Source organism: Bacillus sp. AR13-1 (assembly GCF_008042285.1).
Taxonomy (GTDB): domain Bacteria; phylum Bacillota; class Bacilli; order Bacillales; family Bacillaceae_G; genus Bacillus_A; species Bacillus_A mycoides.
Genome location: NZ_QNUA01000014.1, coordinates 141,581 through 162,730, shown reverse-complemented (window position 1 = coordinate 162,730; position 21,150 = coordinate 141,581). Strand labels below are relative to the sequence as shown.

General features: G+C 30.8%; 18 protein-coding genes. 12 read left to right on the top strand and 6 right to left on the bottom strand.

The window, feature by feature from the left end:
• Nucleotides 1-164: 164 nt before the first annotated feature.
• The 5 genes from DN408_RS13230 to DN408_RS13210 are packed head-to-tail and all read right to left on the bottom strand — an operon-like array spanning nt 165 to nt 5,684.
• A complete protein-coding gene (locus DN408_RS13230; protein ID WP_147740195.1) occupies nt 165-1,361 on the bottom strand; it encodes an MDR family MFS transporter in 1,197 nt (398 codons plus the stop codon).
• Nucleotides 1,354-1,761, bottom strand: a complete 408-nt coding sequence (locus tag DN408_RS13225) for a thioesterase family protein (RefSeq protein ID WP_002169840.1) — start codon at nt 1,759-1,761, stop codon at nt 1,354-1,356. The genes DN408_RS13230 and DN408_RS13225 overlap by 8 nt, the downstream gene beginning before the upstream one ends.
• Nucleotides 1,745-2,917 (bottom strand): acyl-CoA dehydrogenase family protein, encoded by a 1,173-nt coding sequence (locus DN408_RS13220; protein ID WP_147740194.1) that lies wholly within the window; start codon nt 2,915-2,917, stop codon nt 1,745-1,747. Before DN408_RS13220 ends, DN408_RS13225 begins: the two co-directional genes overlap by 17 nt.
• Nucleotides 2,917-4,275 (bottom strand): aspartate aminotransferase family protein, encoded by a 1,359-nt coding sequence (locus DN408_RS13215; RefSeq protein ID WP_147740193.1) that lies wholly within the window; start codon nt 4,273-4,275, stop codon nt 2,917-2,919. Before DN408_RS13215 ends, DN408_RS13220 begins: the two co-directional genes overlap by 1 nt.
• A gap of 23 nt (nt 4,276-4,298) precedes the next feature.
• Nucleotides 4,299-5,684 (bottom strand): preATP grasp domain-containing protein, encoded by a 1,386-nt coding sequence (locus DN408_RS13210; protein WP_147740192.1) that lies wholly within the window; start codon nt 5,682-5,684, stop codon nt 4,299-4,301.
• A gap of 378 nt (nt 5,685-6,062) precedes the next feature.
• On the opposite strand from DN408_RS13210, the gene DN408_RS13205 reads away from it, so the two are divergent.
• The 11 genes from DN408_RS13205 to xerS all read left to right on the top strand — a co-directional run bounded on the left by DN408_RS13205 (nt 6,063) and on the right by xerS (nt 17,700).
• Nucleotides 6,063-6,602, top strand: coding sequence for a CGNR zinc finger domain-containing protein (locus DN408_RS13205; RefSeq protein WP_147740191.1), 540 nt, complete (start codon nt 6,063-6,065; stop codon nt 6,600-6,602).
• A 767-nt stretch (nt 6,603-7,369) separates the two neighbouring features.
• Nucleotides 7,370-7,687 carry a hypothetical protein gene (locus DN408_RS13200; RefSeq protein ID WP_147740190.1) on the top strand — a complete coding sequence of 106 codons (318 nt, stop codon included), beginning with the start codon at nt 7,370-7,372 and terminating at the stop codon, nt 7,685-7,687.
• A 154-nt stretch (nt 7,688-7,841) separates the two neighbouring features.
• Complete coding sequence (locus DN408_RS13195) at nt 7,842-9,008, top strand: acyl-CoA dehydrogenase family protein (RefSeq protein ID WP_147740189.1); 1,167 nt, start codon at nt 7,842-7,844, stop codon at nt 9,006-9,008.
• Entirely contained in the window at nt 8,999-9,394 is a 396-nt protein-coding gene (locus DN408_RS13190; protein ID WP_147740188.1) for a thioesterase family protein, read from the top strand. The genes DN408_RS13195 and DN408_RS13190 overlap by 10 nt, the downstream gene beginning before the upstream one ends.
• On the top strand, nt 9,391-10,584 hold the full coding sequence (locus tag DN408_RS13185) for an MDR family MFS transporter (RefSeq protein ID WP_147740187.1): 1,194 nt from the start codon (nt 9,391-9,393) through the stop codon (nt 10,582-10,584). Before DN408_RS13190 ends, DN408_RS13185 begins: the two co-directional genes overlap by 4 nt.
• 3 nt (nt 10,585-10,587) lie before the next feature.
• On the top strand, nt 10,588-11,985 hold the full coding sequence (locus tag DN408_RS13180) for a preATP grasp domain-containing protein (protein ID WP_147740186.1): 1,398 nt from the start codon (nt 10,588-10,590) through the stop codon (nt 11,983-11,985).
• Between the two features lie 244 nt (nt 11,986-12,229).
• A complete protein-coding gene (locus tag DN408_RS13175) occupies nt 12,230-13,123 on the top strand; it encodes an ATP-grasp domain-containing protein (protein WP_147740185.1) in 894 nt (297 codons plus the stop codon).
• The gene (locus DN408_RS13170) at nt 13,120-14,466 is read left to right on the top strand and encodes a glutathionylspermidine synthase family protein (RefSeq protein WP_147740184.1); all 1,347 of its coding nucleotides are present in this window, start codon (nt 13,120-13,122) and stop codon (nt 14,464-14,466) included. The genes DN408_RS13175 and DN408_RS13170 overlap by 4 nt, the downstream gene beginning before the upstream one ends.
• 395 nt (nt 14,467-14,861) lie before the next feature.
• Nucleotides 14,862-15,374, top strand: a complete 513-nt coding sequence (locus DN408_RS13165) for a hypothetical protein (RefSeq protein ID WP_147740183.1) — start codon at nt 14,862-14,864, stop codon at nt 15,372-15,374.
• Nucleotides 15,375-15,461: 87 nt separating this feature from the next.
• Nucleotides 15,462-16,283, top strand: coding sequence for a hypothetical protein (locus DN408_RS13160; RefSeq protein ID WP_147740182.1), 822 nt, complete (start codon nt 15,462-15,464; stop codon nt 16,281-16,283).
• 328 nt (nt 16,284-16,611) lie between these two features.
• Nucleotides 16,612-17,700 (top strand): tyrosine recombinase XerS, encoded by a 1,089-nt coding sequence (xerS, locus tag DN408_RS13155; RefSeq protein ID WP_147740181.1) that lies wholly within the window; start codon nt 16,612-16,614, stop codon nt 17,698-17,700.
• 695 nt (nt 17,701-18,395) lie between these two features.
• Here xerS and DN408_RS13150 read toward each other — a convergent pair.
• The gene (locus DN408_RS13150) at nt 18,396-19,616 is read right to left on the bottom strand and encodes an RES domain-containing protein (protein ID WP_235712310.1); all 1,221 of its coding nucleotides are present in this window, start codon (nt 19,614-19,616) and stop codon (nt 18,396-18,398) included.
• A 420-nt stretch (nt 19,617-20,036) separates the two neighbouring features.
• Between DN408_RS13150 and DN408_RS13145 the strand changes: the two genes are divergently transcribed.
• Nucleotides 20,037-20,915 carry a hypothetical protein gene (locus tag DN408_RS13145; protein WP_147740180.1) on the top strand — a complete coding sequence of 293 codons (879 nt, stop codon included), beginning with the start codon at nt 20,037-20,039 and terminating at the stop codon, nt 20,913-20,915.
• Nucleotides 20,916-21,150: the final 235 nt, after the last annotated feature.

Sequence of the window (21,150 nt, the reverse complement as noted above, 5' to 3'; positions counted from 1 at the left end):
ACAGTTTTTGTAGAAAATTACTATAATTTAAATTATATATAAATAATCACATAATAATAGTAGGAAGATATTTTCTTTTAAAATAACAAAGCACTGATAATATGTTATCAGTGCTTTGTTACTTATAGTATTCAATCGTTAAATCCCTCTTTGATTTACTATATTTAAATACTTATATTTTGTTTTTTTGAAGAAGGAAGGGGTTGTTCCATCTTTTGATGAACTATATGGAACAATATAGAAGCCAAGATCCCAATCGCTAAAAATATTAACCAATACAGAGAAATGTGATTAAATTTATTCAACCAAGCTCCAAGGTAATTACCTATAGTTCCTCCGAAGGCCCAAAAGGCTTGAAAAATCCCGAAAAATAAACCCGCTGGCTTGTTGCTACTAAACTGTGCAACAGTCATTTCTGCACCTGGAAGGGCAAGTGTTTCTCCAAGAGTATACAGAAATATACAAAATAACATCCAATAGATTGATGAAATTAGTGGGATAGCACCAATAGAAAATCCCATAATTAAAACTCCTAGTTTAACCATAATCATGGGGTGCTTACTAATAAATATTTTTCTTAGCAAAAACATTAATAACAATCCAGAGACGCCATTTAAAATGAAGATAGAACTTACTAATTGTTTATTATCAGTTAAATCATATGCTTTGACTGGAAAAGAAATATTTAATTGAACAAACATAATCCAAAATAAAGGCATTATGCAAATAAATAGTAAAAATAATTTATTTGAAGCCGTATCTTTTAAACTTGCCAATATTTTTTTAGTATCTTTTATAGTCTTAGGATACTTATTACGATAGACAAAAAGAATGAATGCTAAAAGTAGCATAGCAACACTCGCAATAGTAAATGGGTATACCGGATCAAATTGAACCAATAATGCCCCAACTAAAGGTCCTACAATTACACCTGCATTAAGCATTTGATTAAAATACGTAAATATTTTCTTTCGTAGCTCTTCTTTTTGAGAAGTGAAAAAGGCGGTGATAGATGGATCAAATAACGCTCCACCTAAACCAATAAAAAATGCTGCAATACTTACAGACCAAAATCCATTCGCAAAAACAAATAGTCCAAAGCCGCCTGCTCTTATTACAACCCCTAGAAGTACATTTATTGTATGGCTTACTCGATCACCTATAAAGCCTGTAAATATTGGCAATCCTCTTTGTGAAACAAGAATTGTAGTTAAAATGGTTCCCACTTCCCAAGAAGAGAAGTGGAGATCATTTGTTAAATGTATTGCTAAAAAAGGCATTATCATAAAACTTCCTGTATTCATAAATAAAACCGCTGTAAGCAATATCTTGATGGGTACAGGAATTCTTTCATTAACCATTGATTTTTACTGCCTCTCTTTTTTCATCTAATTTTTTTGAGAATTTTTCTTTTTTAACAACAGCTCTTTCATGAAAACCACTTAATATTTTATTGCTTTCATCGAAGGCCTCAACTTCAAATAACAATTTGTTTTTATCAGCTTTAATTAACTTTGAATTAATTGTTACTTTTTCATTATGAAGAGATGGGGCCAAATGCTTCATTTCATAATGACCTAACCCTAAAGACATATAATTTTCTTCAATTTGGTTTTTAATAGCCTCCATACATGCCACTTCTGCTAACCACAGTAAAACAGGGGTTGCTAATACTTCTACGTCATTTTCCCAGTTACTTGCTAAATCCTTTTCTTGAACTACATATTCATATTTTCCTAAAGAATCAATTTGAAAGTTCATAATTTAATTCCTCCTGTTTAGATAGTCTATTTAATTGTTGGAAAATATTAATCCTTTGTATATCACTTGTACCTCCAGCTATCACTGTTCCAAATGCGTCACAGAATTTACGCGATATTTCACCTTTCATATACCCTTTGTGTCCATGTAAACGAATAGCATTTTCTGTATTTTTATATAGGCCCTCACTACCAACTAATTTGGCTAGAGAACACATCATAGATGCTTCAGGATCATCATTAATTAATTTTTGAAGTGCTCCATATGAGGTCCATCGGCTTGATTCCATATTAACTTTTATTTCAACAAGTAATTGTTGGATATATTGCTTATCAATAATTGGTGATTTGAAGGCTGTACGTTCTTTTGCATAGTTCATACATTGCTCTAAAATATGCTCTGAATAACCAGCTGAAATTAAACCATATAGTAGTCTATCTAGAGAAATCATATTATAAAGTGTATTTAAACCATCACCTTTATTACCTAAAATGTTCTTTTCTTCAATTTTAACGTTTGATAGAATAATATCACCAGTTGGACTTGTATGATTACCTAACATATCCTCTGCTGGTTCAAAACTTAAGCCATCATATTCTCTTTCAACAATAAATAATGTAATATCCTTTTCTCCGAGTTTTGGAATACGCCCAACAATAACCATAATGTCAGCTACAGGTGCATTTGTAATATGAGCTTTTCTACCATTTAAGAGATAGAAGTTATCATACTTCTCTCCAGATGTCTTAATTCTGGCCACATCTGAGCCTCCAGTTTGTTCAGTAATTGCTGTCGCTCCAACAGAATGATTCATAAGTTTTGGTAAAAATATTTTTTTTTGCTCCTCAGTCCCGTAGTTTAATAACACCCTAATACAACCGATGTGAGCGATAGTGGAGAGGAGGAACCCAAAATCTTTTGCAGTTTTCGACAATCCCTCTAAAGCTGCTGCGAATTCCCACCAACTCTGACCCGACCCTCCATATTCTACTGGTACCGGAATACGCCATAAACCGGCATCTGAAACTTTTTTCCAACTATCTAAATCAAATTGGTGGTTCCAATAATTTTCCTCAGTTTTTTCAGAAATTAACGTGCCTAAATTCTTGAAATTTTCAATGTATTCGAGTTGCTTCTCGCTCCAGTTCATTTCCATTATTTTATCCCCTTTTCTAATAAATACTGTTCAAAACATGTTAATGAATCTGTTAATATATTAAATAATTCGTCCATTTCACTTTCGGAGATAGTAAATGGAGGAGCAATTAAGAAGGCATCTCCTTCGGAATAATTAATCATATTTTTAACTGGATAAATTAATAATCCTTTTTCTAGAGCCATATCCACTATAATATCCGCAATATTAAGATTTCTCGAAAAAGGGGTGCGTTTCTCTCTACTTGAAACTAATTCTACTCCCCACAATAAACCTTTCCCTCTGACATCTCCAATAAATTCAAACCTATTTTTCAACTCATTTAATTTCTTTCTTACTATTTCTTCCTTATTACGAACTTTTGTTACAAGATCATTAGATTCAATGTAATTTAAAACGCCTAATGAAATGGCAGCAGAACCTGGGTTTCCGCTATAGGTATGCCCATATACAGCTATTCCAGACCCCTCATTAATCGCATTATAAATTTTTTGATTAAATAAAACACCTGAGATTGGAGTATATCCTGCACTCATTCCTTTACCAAGGGCGATAATATCAGGTTCAACATTCCAGTTATTAATTCCAAACCACTCTCCGGTTCTACCTAATCCTGTCATTACTTCGTCGCAAATTAATAAGATATCGTACTTATCACATATATCTCTAACTATCTTAAAGTAGGCATCTGATGGTGTAATTGCACCACCTGATGCTCCTACAACCGGTTCCATAATAATTCCAGCAATATTTTCACTTCCGATTTTTTTAATCACAGATTCTACAGCAGTTGCACATTCTAAATTACAATTTTCAGGATCTTTAGAGAATGGGCATCTATAGCAATATGGTGTTGGAATAGCTGGTTTATAAGTTAGAATATCTTCAAACTTCATTCTACGATCACTACCCGACATAGAAAGGGCACCTAATGTTACTCCATGATAACTAATTTTTCTTGATAAGATTATGTTTTTTTTCGTTTTTCCAAGCTCTTGCCAGTATTGAATAGCCAAACGTAAAGCCGTTTCTGTTGCCTCTGATCCGCTGTTAGAAAAAAAGATGTGATTAAGATTTGGAGAAAGTTTCGTAATCTTATCACCTAATTCTTCCAAAGGCGAATTGGTAAATTGCGTTCTATATGTAAATGCAATTTTAGAGATTTGTTCGTATGCAATTTGTGCAATTTCTTTCACACCATGACCAATATTAGCAACTATGGCTCCAGAGCAACCATCTAAATATTTCTTATTCTCTTGATCATATATGTATACTCCTTCTCCATACTCTACAATAGGATATGATTTTGACATATTCGGTTTTAAGACAGATGATTTTGAAAGGCTGAATATACTCATTGAAATACTCTCCTCTATAGATATTAATTCGCAAATTTAACTAGAAATGCTCTGAATTTTTTTTCTAAGTCATAAGCTTTTTCTCTGGTCTCACCTATAATCATATATTCAATGGATTTACTTTGATTTTCATCGTTTAAAAGAACTACACCTTCTTTATTTTTTGAAGCCAATAGATTATTTACTTCAAGTTCTTTCAACAATTCACCAAATTTTTTGTTTCCAATGTAAACTTTATTCTGAGTTAATATTGTATATTTATCCCCATAGTTTTCTCCATACAGTTGCTTAGCAACGACATGTACGTGGGTTGAACCTCCTGTTCTCCCATTGATCTCAGAAATCATGATTTGGCCATCACTAGTTAAAATACCATCAATATTTATTAATCCTATATAACCTCTTTGCATAACAACCTCAGTAAGTTTTGTACAGTTAGAAATAAATTCACCTATCGCATAGGGTCTCAAAGAGACAGTTGGAATTTCGAAGCCATTCCATACAGGCTCCATTCTCATATCACCAAAATTTAACAAATAAGGTCTAAGGACACCTTCTTTGACTTCTAATTCAGCATAGAATACAGAAACTGTTTCATAGTAAGCCTCAACGACCAATTTAGTATTTAATTCGCCTGTCAAATCTCCCCATATTTGTGTGTGTATTTCTACTAATTCAGATTCGTGATTAATACACAATGTTTTATATGCACCAGGTGATTCGTTTCTCTTATCATAGGTAATTACTATATTCCCCTGACCGCTTGCATTTGTATCTTGTTTTATAATGACTGACCCTGTTATATCAATAAGTTCTTTAATAGCTTGATATAACTCTTTTGTTGTATAACAATTTAATCCCTCTGGAACAGGTATATTATATGCTCCTGCAATTCTGCGATATTCAATTTTACTATTTAAAACTTCAGATCCACCTTGTCGGAAATAATCCAAAGTATGAGGTTTAATTTTAACTGGCAAATTTTTCACTAATTGAGCTACAGATCTATCGAAAAAATACGGAATAACTTCCCAGTTTTCTCCTGACATTAGATTTGTAAGCTCTTCTTTCAGTTTAGGACTATTTAAAGTTTCATAAGTTAATAATTCTTTTTGGTGGACACTTTCTGGCACTATGACATGTACATCGTCTGGTTGCAATCCTTTAATTGATAATATATAAGTCAAAAACTCATTAGAGATTTTCTTTGGTATCAGTAAAATATCACCTTTCTCTAGTAACCAAGCTAAGCGATAAGAAAAAGAAGACCACATTGATCCAGCCTTTTCAGTTAATTTATCAGGTTCACCAACTAAGGATTCAGCCCCTACGTTACCAATAATAAGTTTCGGTGATGTATTAATATTAGTTTTCATTACCTCTGGATTTAGAGCAACACTGATTTCCATTATAAAACCTCCTAAATATTGTTGAATAAATTTAATTGTTTCTAATACAAGCAATAATTTTTAAAAAAACAAGCTTAATATTCAATAAAAGGTTTACATCCTTATTTGTAAACAATAGTATGTAGTACCGTTTTTATAGAATAATTATGATTGATAACGTTTTTTAGATGCGAAAGTTCTTTCTAAGAAATTCATATTATTAAACTAACCATAATTACCTACTACAACGGTAATAATCACCCCCCTTCAAATTATGTTAAATGGAGTTGAAGAAACACGTTAACCTTTGTTTTATTTTAACGGTTAACATGTTTCTTTTAATATGTTATCAACAGTTGTATAATAAAGTCAATCCTAAAAGTTATGAGGTGAGAGGTATTGATTAATAATCAAATAGCACCAGGAAGATTAGAAATTATTCGTGATTTCTTAAATACTTGGGAAATCCCCAATGATACACGTAAACCAACGGAACGTTTGAATACTCAAAAAGATGTAGAGGAATTTATATTAAAACACTTTAACTATATTAAATTTTCGGGAGAGTTAGAAAATCTACATAGGTTTCGTCAGGATCTACGAACATCAATAGAGCTAACTACTACTGATAGTTTAAATAAATGGCTAGCTGAATATCCTTTAGAAATATCTATTTTAGATACTGAGAACATTCAATATAACACCCGAAAAAAACAAGACTTTTTCAGTGAGGTATTGGTAATTATCATAGAAAGCATTGCACACAGTCAGTGGAAGCGTCTTAAAGCATGTCCCGATTGTCGTTGGGTTTTTTATGATAACTCTCGTAATGCTAGTAAACGTTGGTGTGGAATGTATGCATCTGAACCTAAAGGAAGGTCATGTGGTACTATAGCAAAAGTACAACGACACCGTAAAAAAAATAAAATTGAATCATGAGAATCTAATTTATAAGAATGTCCATCAATACATATGGGGGCATTCTTATTTTTATATATATTTTTACTTTGTTAAGCAAGATAACACTGAAGTTTTTTGTAATGATAAGTAGTTAGATAGAAATATACAAATATACAATTCTCATTATATGAAACATATTTAATTTGTGATATTGAGAAAAATTTAAGCTATATAGATATAATGTGCTATTTGGAAAATCTTTTTTTCACTTGTTCATATGATTTCACAAAATTAAAACATGAGTGTAAGAAGTTTTTTTGTTCATAGAGCAAGTGATAGGATAGTTTTCATTAAAAATCTGTATTTTCAGAATTTTAATGAAAAAATAGAATATTCTAAAAGAATTGTTTTAAAAAATATACATTTGTGATAAAAATTGTAATATAGTAAAACGAAAATTCTAAAGGGAAAATTAGGTAGTGAATAGGTTATTGAAAATCTATTTATTAAGAGATTCTTCACTTTGTTACATCGACGTAGAGAATGAGTAGTTTTTTATAGTTTTACCGAAATAGTATAGGGCACCTTTGAAACCATGTATTGTTTTATTTTAGAATAAAATACACAAAATTCTTGTTTTAGGATATTTGGAAACAAAATTGTTTAAGTTCATTAAGTATACTGTAGTTCACTATATTTTTTGTTTTTACATATGTATAGACAAGAGGGGATTATTGTAAAAGTTTATAACTAAAATGATTACTTTCTGGTTTCAATAAAATTTTAAAGCATTGGAGGAATAACAAATGTTACAAGAGACGCTGTATTCAATAGGGGATCGTATTGAAGAATATGTACGAATGAAAGGTGACAAATATGCAATTGTGGAATTTGAAAAAGACGATGAATATATTGTCGTTATTGAATCTGATAGGGTTACGAATTATTATATCGAAATCTATAATCACCTAAATATGAACATTCCTATTATTTCGTTCCAAACTGGACTATACAAGACATTTTATGATAGTGGGATTGTTCATTGCTCAATGGCTAGTCCACAATTACAGTCGCTTGCTACGGTAGTAGATTTACATTTAGGTACCGAACATATTTTTGATTAATATGATGGAATCAATGTACTAAGGGTTTAGAAAATGTGTTTTACAGCATAAAGAAATAATTACATATTTCCATCATCTAGACCTATGGTGCAATTTTTAATTAATTTTTAGTTTTTTCACAATATTAAAATATAACTAGAGAAGAGGAAATATAATGGAATTTCAGTGGAATAGTGTTCAACAGGCAATGAAAGAAAAATACACTCATTTTGGAACAACATTAAATGAAAACGCAGCAGAATGTTATCAGAATATAACGTTCGATTTTGAAACATGGAATCAAATTACTAAAGAGGGAATTTGGAAAATCCCCGTACCAGAAGAATATGGAGGATTAGGAATGTCCTGGTGGGAATTCTCGGCAGCTCTTGAAGGACTAGCATCCCGCTCTACAGATTTAGGTTTTTTATTATCTATAATTGCTCATATTGGTTGCTTACGAGTTCTTCTTTTACATGGAACAGAAGAGCAAAAACATTATTATTTAAATGAGTTAATGAACGGTAAGATTGGTGCAACCGCTATTACAGAATCAACAGGTGGATCCGATGTAGCACGAATTCGTACAGCTGGTGAATATGACACAAATCAAATCATTCTTAATGGGAAAAAATCGCACATCACAAATGCACCAATCGCGGATATCATTGTTTTAGTCGGAAGAATTCCAGAATTAGGAAAAGAAGATATTACTTTATTTATCCTAGAAAAAGATCTAGAAGGGTTAAGTTTTGGTGAAAAAGAAGATATGTTTGGAAATCGGACAAGTCCAACGGGTGATATTTATTTAAATAACGTAAGTATCACGAATAAATCAGTACTAGGTCATCCGGGGGATGGATTGCAGACTCTATATAATATGATTTCTTTGGATCGACTTTTATATGGACTGGTTGCTGCTGCATTTATGGAAGGTTTGTTATTTAAAAGTTTGCAATATTCTAATGATAGAGTGGCGTTTAAAACTCCAATTGCAAATCATCAATATATACAACAGAAGCTAACAGATATAAAAATGAACATAGAAACAACAAAATTAATTACTTATTCTGCTTTAGAAAAATTAATAAAAAATGATGACGAAGCTTCTTTAATGTGCTCAATGGCCAAATATATTGGGACTGAGTCTCTTTTCCAGACAGCACAACATGTAATGCAAATACATGGTCATAGTGGGTATATGGTAGGTCAAATATCTAAGTTATTCCAAGATTCTGCAGGAACTAGAATTGCAGGGGGGACTAGCGATATTCAAAGGGTCAATATGTTTAATCAAATGCAAAAAATATATAAGAATCGGGAGGCAGTTGTATGGAATTAATTGCTGGTTTAAAAAGTAAGTTTACTCATGAAATATCAGAACATGAACTTGCTACTAATTGGAGAAATGATGTACCGGTATTAGCGACGCCAGTATTATTATGGCTGGCTGAATTAAGCTGTATGAAAACAATTGAACAATGTGAATTAGGTACAAATCAAATGACAGTAGGATACGCGCATGAAATGAAGCATCTAGCTGCTACTCCAATTGGTCATACTATAAACATTGAAAGTGAGCTTGTAGAAGTAAGTGGAAAAAAGCTGATTTTTAAAGTTGTAGGTTATGATTTCAACGATAAAGTAGTAGAAGGATACCATACTCGTTTTATTATTGATAAAGAAAAATTCCTAAAGAATTTAGCACAGAAAGAATTGGTCAAATGAAGGAATATCAAGAAAAACTCCCTATCCATATAAAAATTTTGATTGTGTCAGCATTCTTAATGAATGCTGGTACTTTCATGGTCAGTCCCTTTTTAGTAGTTTATCTATCAATTACTCTCAAATTCACACCAATAGAAGTTGGTACTATTATCTCTGCGAATTTGATTTGCGGTAGAGCTCTTCCTATTGTAACGGGTTTATTAGGAGATAGAATTAGTCATCGAATTACCTTGTTTATTGGTATTGCAATTAGAGCAGTTGGATTTATTGGTTATGGAGTATTTACTGATTTTTGGGGACTCATATGTGCATCTGCTTTAACTGGGATAGGAGGGGCTTTTTATGATCCTTCCGTTACATCAATTTTTGCTACGCAAGATGCAAAAAATCGAAAAAGAATCTTTACCTACTTAAATCAGGCATTAAATGCAGGAGCAGTTTTAGGACCGTTATTTGCCGCCCTATTACTGGGAATAGATGCTACCACACCATTTATAATTAGTGGTTTAGTATTAGTTTGTATTTTTGTTACATTATTCATGTTTAATAAACACTTTAAAACACAAACCACAACTAATAATGTATTAAAAAGTATAAAAGAAATTATAGGTAATAAAGCATATTTGAAATATATTTCTGCAATGATGTTATTTTGGGCAATGTTTGCACAATTAACGATATCTATCCCTATACACGTGTTTAATATTACCCAAAATGAAAAGTATATTAGCTTTATATTTATTGCAAATGGAATAACGGGTCTAATATTCATGTTTTTCTTACGAAAATATTTTGAAAAACATGAAGCACTACACTTAATAAAAATAGGGATGTTAATTTGTGCAGCTAGTTTTATATTAATTCCACTAACTCATTCTTTAGTGTGGTTAGTATTAATTATTGTTGTATTCACATTGGGAGAAACATTGATCTTGCCAAGTTCTGATATGGCAGTTGCAGACTATAGTCAAGGAAACAATACTGGAGGATATTTTGGATTGTTCGAATTTTCTTTTGCAGGAGGAACCCTAATAGGAAATTATGCTGGAATGTGGCTTATGGAAATGGATTCTATTTATCCATGGGTTATTTATTGTGGCATTACATGCTTTACTTGCTTGTTAATTAGTAGGCTAAATACGAAACAAAATGTCACTTCATTAAACATGGAGAAAGAAACGGGGGTTTAATAATTGAAAGTATTAATGACGGAAGATAAAAATCTAGAGCATCAAAAAAAATCTGGTCGGAAAATTATTATTGGGAACGTAGATGGAGAATCCTTAGTAGGTGAAACAAAGAATCACACTCCATACATGTTAGCAAGTGCATCTATAGTCGCAAATAGATTAAGTTGGTTTGTAGAAGAGGGGGATGTTCTGTTACTTCCTTATCCTATTTCAAGAGAATTTCAAGAATATATGTGTAAACTTCTAAGAATCGACCCGGATAAGATTCATATATTATCTCCAAATGATTTTGAGGAAGAGGAAACAAAATTACTAACATTTGATGTATTAACAGATGAGAAATTATATGAAAAAGTCCAAAAATTAGCAGGAAGTGGAGAAACTTTAGGAATTTTTCCATATTATTTTGATCGTGCAGTTGCACAACTTTCAAAAAGTATGAATACAAACGTATATCCACATACAGTTGAATTTCTATTACAAGGTGGTTCTGAAGTACTAAATAGTAAAGTAGAGTTTAGAAGAATTGCAGCCTCTCACAATATTCCTGTAGCAGAAGGGATGAATTGCTATTCCAGTAGGGAACTTCAAAAATCCATTTTATCCCTAATTACAAAAACAGGTTCCGTTATTGTAAAGCAAGATGTAAATGCAGGGGGAGACGGGAATATAGTTTTAACAAAGGATATTGATAAAAAAGAATCTAAAGGTGCCTTTGAAACAATTTATTTCAATCAAAATATACCTATCGAAGAGACTGTTTCTTACTTATGGAGCAAACTAATAGGATTTCGTAACTCAGCATTAGTAGTGGAAGTTTATTATGAAACGGTAGGAGTTTACTATTCGGAACTTGCCGTTTCAAGACAGAATTTACGTCCTTTATTATTAAATTTTGGAGATATGAGAATGGAACCAGTATGGAATGGTTTTGAAATTCCTACTTCAACTATGGATCCTTACACATTAGCAGAATTCATTTCAAGTTCTACTGCATTAGCAAATGTCGCACGAGAACGAGGATATGAAGGGAACATTAATATTGATGGGTTATTAACAACTGAAGGGAAGTTAATGATTAGTGAAATTAATGGTAGAAATGGTGGATGCAGTCATATTCATTTTATAGCTCAAAAATTATATGGAGAAAATTACGCTAAAGATTACAAACTTCTTACTAGAAATAAAATTAAAGCTGGGAAAAGTTTTGCAGAATTATTGAAATTATTACTGCAGGAAGACTTATTGGTAACAAAGGCATATCAAGAAGGAGTAATTATTCTAACTGAAGACTTTAAAAGAACTGAAACTATTGAATATATGGTCGTCGGTAAAGGGGATATGAATGCAAAAAAAATTGAAGATAGAGCACTTCAACTATTTAAAACCCTTAATTTGTAAGGTTTCATTCTGAGCCTGTAAACAAAGAAAAAATTTTTAGCGAAAAATTAGTATTCACCTTGAAAATAGTGGTCATATACTCCGTAACTATGTTGTCATTACTGATTTATTCTTTTTCAAACTTACATTCGTAAACAATATAAATAGAGGGTAATTGTTTTTTATACGGAGTTAACACATCGGTTTTATTTAAACAGAGTAGGTTATATATGTATTAAAAATCGGATATTAGGAGGATTAATATATGAAAATTGGAATTATGGGTTGGGATCATGAAGAATATGAATCAAAACAATTGGATCAAATAGCAAAGGAAATGGGTTATGATAGTTTATTATTCAGTCTACAGGATGTCAAAATGACTGTAATAGATAACAATTTTAAATTAACAGTGTTTAATGTAGACTTAAAAGAATTTGATACTATTATATCAAGAGCACAAATTAGACCTGCATACTATCAACATGATTTAGAATTATTGAAAAGTATTCAAGAGTATACAGATTGTGTAAATGAAAATTTCAATAATTATTATATGTCGGAAAGCAAAATGATTACTCAGCAACTATTGACTAAATGTGGCGTGAATGTCCCAGATACTTTTCTAGTTCATTCAGTAGAAGAGATAAAAAATTTATGGATGACATATAAAAATATAGTTATAAAGCCTTCCTTTGGTTATGGAGGGACTGATGTAGAAAGAATTAATGAAGATTTTGAGGTTTATTTACCTGTTGTAGAAAAACTATTATCTAAGTACAAAAGTCTTTTAGTACAGCAATATATTCCTCATCCTGATGGGGATATACGAGTTACTACAATGGGAAATCAAGTGTTTTATGCATTTAGAAGAATCCCTAATGAAAAAACTTGGAAAGCAAATGTGGCAATGGGCGCAAGTATTGAAGTCGTAAAAGAATATGAGTTACTAGAAGAAATTGCTTTAAAAGCTTCTAATGCTATTGGATTATCCTTATCTGGAGTAGATATTATTCAGTATAATAATCAATTTTATGTTTTTGAAGTAAATAATTGTCCAGGATGGTATCCGCTATCTGTTGAAGAGGGTAGAGAGATATGTAAAGAAATTATTGAGCATAGTATTAGTTTAGCAAAAGGTAGGTTGATATTAAAATGATAAAAATATCCGAGAATCTAACTTCATATTTTCAAGAAAATGAAGAAAACGCTATAAAATATCACAATAGAGTTTTTTCAGAGATTATAGATAAAAAAATTTTTCATTTCAATACTCAGACACCTATTTTTTCCGTCCCTATTGTCCAGGAGGAAGAAGAATTAGAAAGAATAAATACTGATTGTAAAAAAATCTTAGATCTAATTGTTTCGCTTACTCAACGTTTATCTGAAGAAGATAGTGCTCAATTATTTGAAAAACTAGGATATAGCATAGAAGAAAGAGAGTTATTAGAAGCAACTCTTCATAGTAATGAAGGAATGTTAGCAAGAAGTGACATGATTATAGAAAACAACGGCTATAAAATTATAGAATTCAATGTAGAAAGTAGTGTTGGTGGAACTGAAATAGGCAATTTAAACAACTTGATATTAAAAGATGGATTTTTCAATTCTGATAATTGGAAATTTAAAGATCCTAACAAAGAAATAGTTAAAGTCTTTAAAGATATAATAAAAAAACATAAACTAAATAAAAAGCAAGTTACTCTTGGAATAATGGATTGGTACCCTGATATGATGCAGTATATATATTCCCATGAGGAAATGCAGCAATTATTTGCAGATGAAGGGATAAAAGCTGTGATATGTCATCAAGAAAATATAGAGATAAGGGAAGGAAATTTATTTACTCAAGGGGAGAAAGTTGATATTTTATTTCGACTTTTTTTATTAGATGATATTAAAGGCGATACTGGGAAAGTCAAACGCCTCTTAGAGCCGTATCTTTTAGGTAATTTAATTATCATAAATGGAATTCATACTGATTTATATAGTAATAAAGGAAATTTTGCTTTTTTATCTGATTCTCAATATCAATATATGTTTAATGAGGAAGAACGAAAAATTATAAATAGATGTATCCCATGGTCTAGATTTCTTGAAAAGGATAGATTAGTTAATTACGAAGGGGAAAATTATTTGTTACATAAATTGCTTATAACGAAAAAAGATGCTTTTGTCCTTAAACCTCTAAGAGGATATGGAGGAGATGGTGTTATCATAGGAAAAGGAATAGATCAATATACATGGGAATTACAGTTGGAAGGTATTTTTCAATCAAATAGAAAATACCTTGTTCAAGAAAGAGTGGAATCAAAAAAAATTCTAATGCCCTATGTTGAAAACGATAAAGTATCATATTTAGATACCGAAATAAATTATGCAACCTACATTTTTAATAATGAGTATTCTGGATCATTAATACGAGGTATTTCTAAAGATAAAAATACTGTGAACAACGTAGCACAAGGGGCCTTAATGGGAAGTTTATTTTATATATAATAATAGATATTGAAAGTTAAAATAATAAAAACTATTTCATGGCACAAATTTCAACTATAAATATTAATTTAGGAAAACAAGGTATGAGCCCAAGAATTTACTGGATGATACCTTGTTTTTTTTTATGTATTTAGATAATAGATAGTAATAAACATAGTGAAAAAAATGTAGAAAGATAGGAAATTAGGAACTAATTTTATAACTTAAAATGTTTAATTCCCAACAAAAGTAGTTCAATTAGTATCCATTTTCAGGTTTTATATTTTTCTGCAGTAGGAGGGGAGGTTAACTGACAATTTACAAGTGTTCGTTAAATTCTGATTTAACGAACACTTGGATGATGGGAAATATATGATATAATCTACTTACTAATATTTGGATGGGAGTGACACTATTTGACAAAAAGCATTAATCCTCAAGAATACTCATACGCTTTTAGATTAGGAAAATATGATTGCTTTAAAGTACGAACAGGTATTTGTTCTTTACATTTAACCGATGAACAGTATCAAGAAATAAAAAAACGCGAAAAAAATCTACGTTTCGGTGATGGTTCAGTTGACTATTGTAGACTCTTAGCTGCCCATATGATTAAAGAAGATTGGTTTAATAAAAATACAAGAATAAATGCTTATCTTTATAATTGCGGACATGTAGCATTTGGAGATGGCCAGCATCGTACTTGTATTGCAAAGAAGTTGGGAAAAGAAAAACTCGTATTAAATGTATTTGAAACTAATGATATGATTTGTAGAGTTTGTCATTTTAAAAAAGTTGATGATAACAAATCATTTATGGAAAAGCTAATGGATATTATTAAAAATAAAAAACGTAAGGATCCTGCTACTTATGAATTTATAGACGATGAATTAACTTCATTTAACGCAAAATGTTTTTTAAAACGCTGATATTATACATGCTTAGAATTTTAATTTCATAAACCTTTATATTATAATTATATAGTTATAGAATCATACATATTTAGGAGGAAAAAAATGAAATTCAAAGAAGCACACCCTGATTATAAAGACTATCAAAGTGACAATTACTACTATGATCACTTACCTAACGATTTTTTTGATGCATTTCATGGATTAATTGAAGGAAGAGCAATTTCAGATGAATATCCGGCAGGCATTCTTAAAGTAGCCTGTGATATTATTGCAAAAAATATCCCTACAAAATCTACTACTAACTCGGGATATGGCTGGCTTCAAGAAGATTTAGATTCATTTATTAGAAAATTAAAATCTAAAAACTTAGATAGAATACTGGACACTGTAGCTGAAATTGTGAAAGCAATTGACATAGAAATTGATGACATTAATGATGTTCTTGAAGAAAATTCATTTGGTTTTTTATTAGAATCCCATATGTTTAGCGGATGTATATGGGTGGTAGCAGAAGGAACTGAAAGTCGAGCGGATGCTATTGAAGAAGCCTTAACAGAAGTTTCTACTGACCAAATAAACGTTATTGAACATCTAACACAGGCTAAGAAACAGCTACAAGAAATTTCGGAAACACGTTCGAGGAAAGATGCTTTAAGAGATAGTATATCAGCCTTAGAAGCACAACTTAAGTATTATTCTAATACTAAAAAGTTTGAAGATGCCATAAAATATATTCAAACCGAATATAACATCCCAAGAAAAATTATTAGTGATGCAAAAATGATTTGGGACCTAATCCATGACAAAACTCCAGATGTTCGTCATGGTTGTACAATTAACTCTGATTTAAGCGAAGCTGAAGCATTATATTGGATAGATCGTATTATGGCCCTAACAAAATACCTTGCTAGAGAAATAGAGTAATAACCCCCTTCTCTTCTTACGCACACTTGGGTGGGAAAATAGCGAAAGTGTGCGTAATTTAGTGTGTTTCTAGTCGTTGCATAAATCTTTTATCAATTGTACATTCAAACTGTTCGTTAAAAGTGTATTTAACGAACAGTTTGATGAATATAATAAAATTGAGTATAGTAGAGGTATCAACCATATATTGATACCTCTCTTCTTTTACAAAAAACTAGTAAGGTGTCCAATATGTAAGCAAAACATTTATTAAAATAGCATTCTATCTCACAAATTTTAATTGTTTGTTTAAATATTCATTTATGATATTTGATTTGAGGTGCACAGCATGAGTAATAAGGAAAAAGAAAAATTTAAAATATTGGTAGATAAACATAAAAATAAAATGCCCTGGTATATCATAGAGTACGCAGAAATGAAAACAGCCCTCTCCCCTGCTACATTATATGCTTACATTACTGAATATGAAAAGTTTCTAAAATGGCTTGTTAATAATCGGCTTGCTGTTGATCATGGTAAGGTTGTCACGGATATATGTGATGTACCTATTACAACCCTAGAAACTTTACCTTTAAACGAAGCAAGATCGTTTCAAAGATACCTTCAGGGAGAAGGAATTGAAACAAGAGCTATCAATAGGACATTTTCAGCATTAAAATCTCTATTCAAGTATTTGGCTCAGAATACAGAAAATGAACACGGGGAAAATTACATCTCACGTAATGTTATGGAGAAAATTGAACTACACAAGGAAAAAGTAGATGCAGCCGCAAGAGCAGATGATGTTGCGAACATGATTTTTAATGAAAAAGATGATGTAGCCTTTCTTCAATTTTTAGCAAATGACTACGGAGAAATGTTGAAAGATATATCACCGCGAAAACACAGTTTTTTTCAGCGGGATAAAGAAAGAGATATTGCCATCATAAGCCTCATTTTAGGTACTGGACTTCGTGTTTCTGAGGTAGCTAGTCTTACTATATCTAGTATAAACTTCCGTCAGGGAACGGTAAAAGTGACTCGTAAAGGCAATAAAAGGTCGTCCATATTAGCTACCCGCTCCTGCTTAGATGACGTTCAAGAATATATTAAAGTTCGTCCTAGTAAATATAACTGTCCTGAAAATGAAGATTTACTTTTTGTTACAAATTATAAAGGTAAATTCACGCAACTAACAGTTAGAGCTATACAGAAATTAATCGATAAGTATACGAGTGCATTTGATGAGAAGCGCAGCCCCCACAAACTACGACATACCTATGCTACAAATCATTATAAAGAAAACAAGGACCTAGTATTATTACGTGATCAACTTGGTCATACCTCCGTTGAAGTTACTAGCATCTATACAAATATTAATAATAAGAAGAAACGTGAAGCTATTGATCGATTAGAAAAAAGGCAGTTTGAAAAATAATTATGTAATAAGATAATGCGGCCACAAAAAGAAGACACCCACCAAGTGTCTTCTTTAAAATTCAAATTATTACCGATTAAAATTCACGTTACTTTATTAGCGATATTATAGAAAATTAAATTTACTTTTAAAACTTGAACAAGCCTGACATTTCCTGAAGTTTCTTAAATACATTTAAATACTCCGAAAATTGATTTGTAATGATCCCCGCAAGAATTTCACCCTCATTATCTTTAAATTGAGAAATAATTTGGTCCTTTATAGCGGTATCACGAAATTCAAACTTAGCGCTTTTTATCGATTTATTCAAGTCACTAATATTGGGTTTTAATATATCTAATGAAGAAGTTATTACAAAATCACCATATGAAGACTCGTTAAGTTTTTTTTCATCTTTAACATGATTAAGATCAACATTAGGATGGCTAATAAATATTATAATTCTTATATTTAGGGTAGTGTTATTCACTTCTAATCTTACAAACAGTGTTAATTGATATACATTAAGAATTTAATACTGTTTAATTCCATCTTTTACAAAATCCATTGTCACATCTTCTGTAGTTTCAAGAATCACTAAAAAACTCCCCTTAATAGTGGGGAGTTTTTTGTATAATCTGCAACAGAAAAATTATATAATAGACTAATTTTAAATATTACTTATATAATCTAAATTCACAGTTATAATTACTTTTCTAAAGGTTATTATAAGATACATGTTTTTGATTGACTAATAAATCATCCATCTCACTAAATTCTAATGTTTTATAATCCCTACGTACTCCATTCTGCGTGAGTTGACTATCAAATAGATTTGGATAAGCTACAACCTGTTTATTGAAAGAAGCATTCTGAATTAGACTAATACATTCATCCATTTTTATTGGTTCTGTAAGTGGGATTTTTTTTGCTAATTCACTGTATTGATTATTCTTATTGTTTTTCATGGGTATAGCTAAATTTACACACGTAGGGAAATTCTCATTACCTAACTGAATTGACAAATCATTATGCTCAATTTGCTTAGAGATATACGCTACCCCTTCCACACCTAGCTCCGTTAAACATTGCATAATCAATTGAGAAACAATATACTCACTTTTAAATACTCGTTCCCCATCAATGACTTTAAAAGATGTTGCCATTACAAGTGGAAATAACTCTATCATACTCATAGCATATTCTTTATGTTCATTTCCCATCGTAAACCCACTAACTATACCTTGGGTAATAGCTAAATTTATTACTCTTAATTCTTTAGGCAATGTATAAGATGAAATATGAAACTCATCATATCTTGGTTTTTTTAACTCTAGCCAACATACATATGAAGTAGCTCCAAAATACATGCAAGGAACCCCGGCGATACTAAACCGCTGTGTAGATACTAATCCCCTTTTATTAAATGGGATATGTAAAAAGTCTTTTCTACTAAAATCCTCATTACTAACCCTAGCTCTAAAAAAGGAAAGCGGGGCAGCTGCTACTTGTTCAAAGTAGCTATTTGTAGAAAACCGTGTAACTCCCCTTAAGGCAGGCGAATCATCTAAGTTAGATATTATATAATCATCATCTTTATATCTACTTAGCATATTATAAATTATCTTTCTTGCTTCATATATATTAGCATCGTAGTAGACTTCAATTGCTTTTAATATATCTTCTATGTTATTTTCAGTCTTCATTTTTGTTTCTTGATCTACTAGGAAGCTATTTTTGATTTGTTTTAGATATTGACCTAACAATGATTTTAAAGTGGGAAGATATTGAAAGTCTTCTTTAATAATAATGGGTAACTGATAGTTTTGTAGGATCAGCTGAGATCTTTCATATTCTTCTTTCAGTTTATTTATTATATCCACTATATCTACTCCTTTTCTTACTGGTCCACTATTTATTAATTTTAGTACCTCCATAGTGCACCTTATTCTTTACTAATTAATAAGCATCTCTCTCTCTAAATTTAAAGAGATATTCATCTGTCCCAACCTTCATAATTCTGAAAATAGATACTTCAAGGCATTCATCTAGTATAACAGTGGAATTTGAACCAGAATCTTTTACATCTGTAATTATAAATACTTCCTGCTCGGATACCCATTTTAATAATTGTGATTCACTTATTGATTTTTGGTTACAAGGACATTTTCGTTTTCACATTAACTGCATATTCCCATCTGACTATTACTCTTAATAATTTGTTTTAAAAAAGGATCTTGAATACAAGTTAAACACGGATTTAATGTAAAATTAGTTATTCAGAGTACTCTTTTTTTCTTACAATATGTTACAATAATGTTCATATAAGGTATTCTTTATTAATAATTACAGAAAGGGTGAAAAAATTGATTGAAACACAATTAATTCATTTCTACAAAAAACGATTAAGTAATTTCAGTTTAGTGTTTGAGCGATTAGTCATTAACCTCGTCATTTGTTTCATATTCTTTATTATAACAAGTTCTTATCTTCTTTCTTTAGCTAATGAAAACGATCCGTTCTCAGTCTTTTCATTCATACTATTAGCCGTAATAATAAATATTATAATATTACATATAATTTTTATTAGACCCTCTAATATTTTTGCTAGAAATGAATATAAAACTAAATTTCGTAGCACTCAGTGGGAATTATTCCGGATATTATTGCTAAAAGAATTTATATTTTCAAGTAAGCTTTTACAAGAAAAGAACGGGGAAGAAAACATAAAAAAACTAGAATCTTTAATTGAATTACTTCAAACTAGGTTAGATAACAACAAAAAACAGAGTATTTTAGAAATTTTAGGTTCAAATATTAGCACAACCCTTATTTTCTTTATTCCTGCTTGGGCAGCATTTAACAGTCAAATTTTTATACATAATAAACTAACATTAACTCAGGGATTGATGCGTCTTGGAGGATTAATGTTAATTCTTTTTATATCTATATACTTTCTTTCCCTATTTAAAAGTGCATTTAAAGATTTTAATTTCTTTTCAACAAATAAATACATAGGTGACCTAATTGACCTTTTAAATCAACTAAAGGTTATTCTTGATAATCCTCATTATTTCGAAAAGCATCATCCCGAAAGATTAGAAAACTTGGCTAAAAATCTAATAAAAAACTATGAATCTACCCAAAAAAAAGAGGTGCGTTTTTCCTTTAAAAATATACAGTGGAAAAAGCTATATTACTCCCCACTCAAACGCATAGAAGAAAAAAATACCTGATAATATTTTTTTGTAATCAGCTGGGGAACTCCTATAAAAAAAGAGTTTTGTTAATAGTTTGCGCTCATTTTGTAGAACCCCCATTTCCATCAAGCTAGTGTTTTAAAGTATCCCCAAAAATAAAAAAAACGAACCGTAATAGACTATAGTAGCAACATAGTTTTTTTTGCTTTTTAAATAAGGAAGCCACTTAACGCTCTAAAAGCATAGGGGAATTATGGATATGTAAGAGACC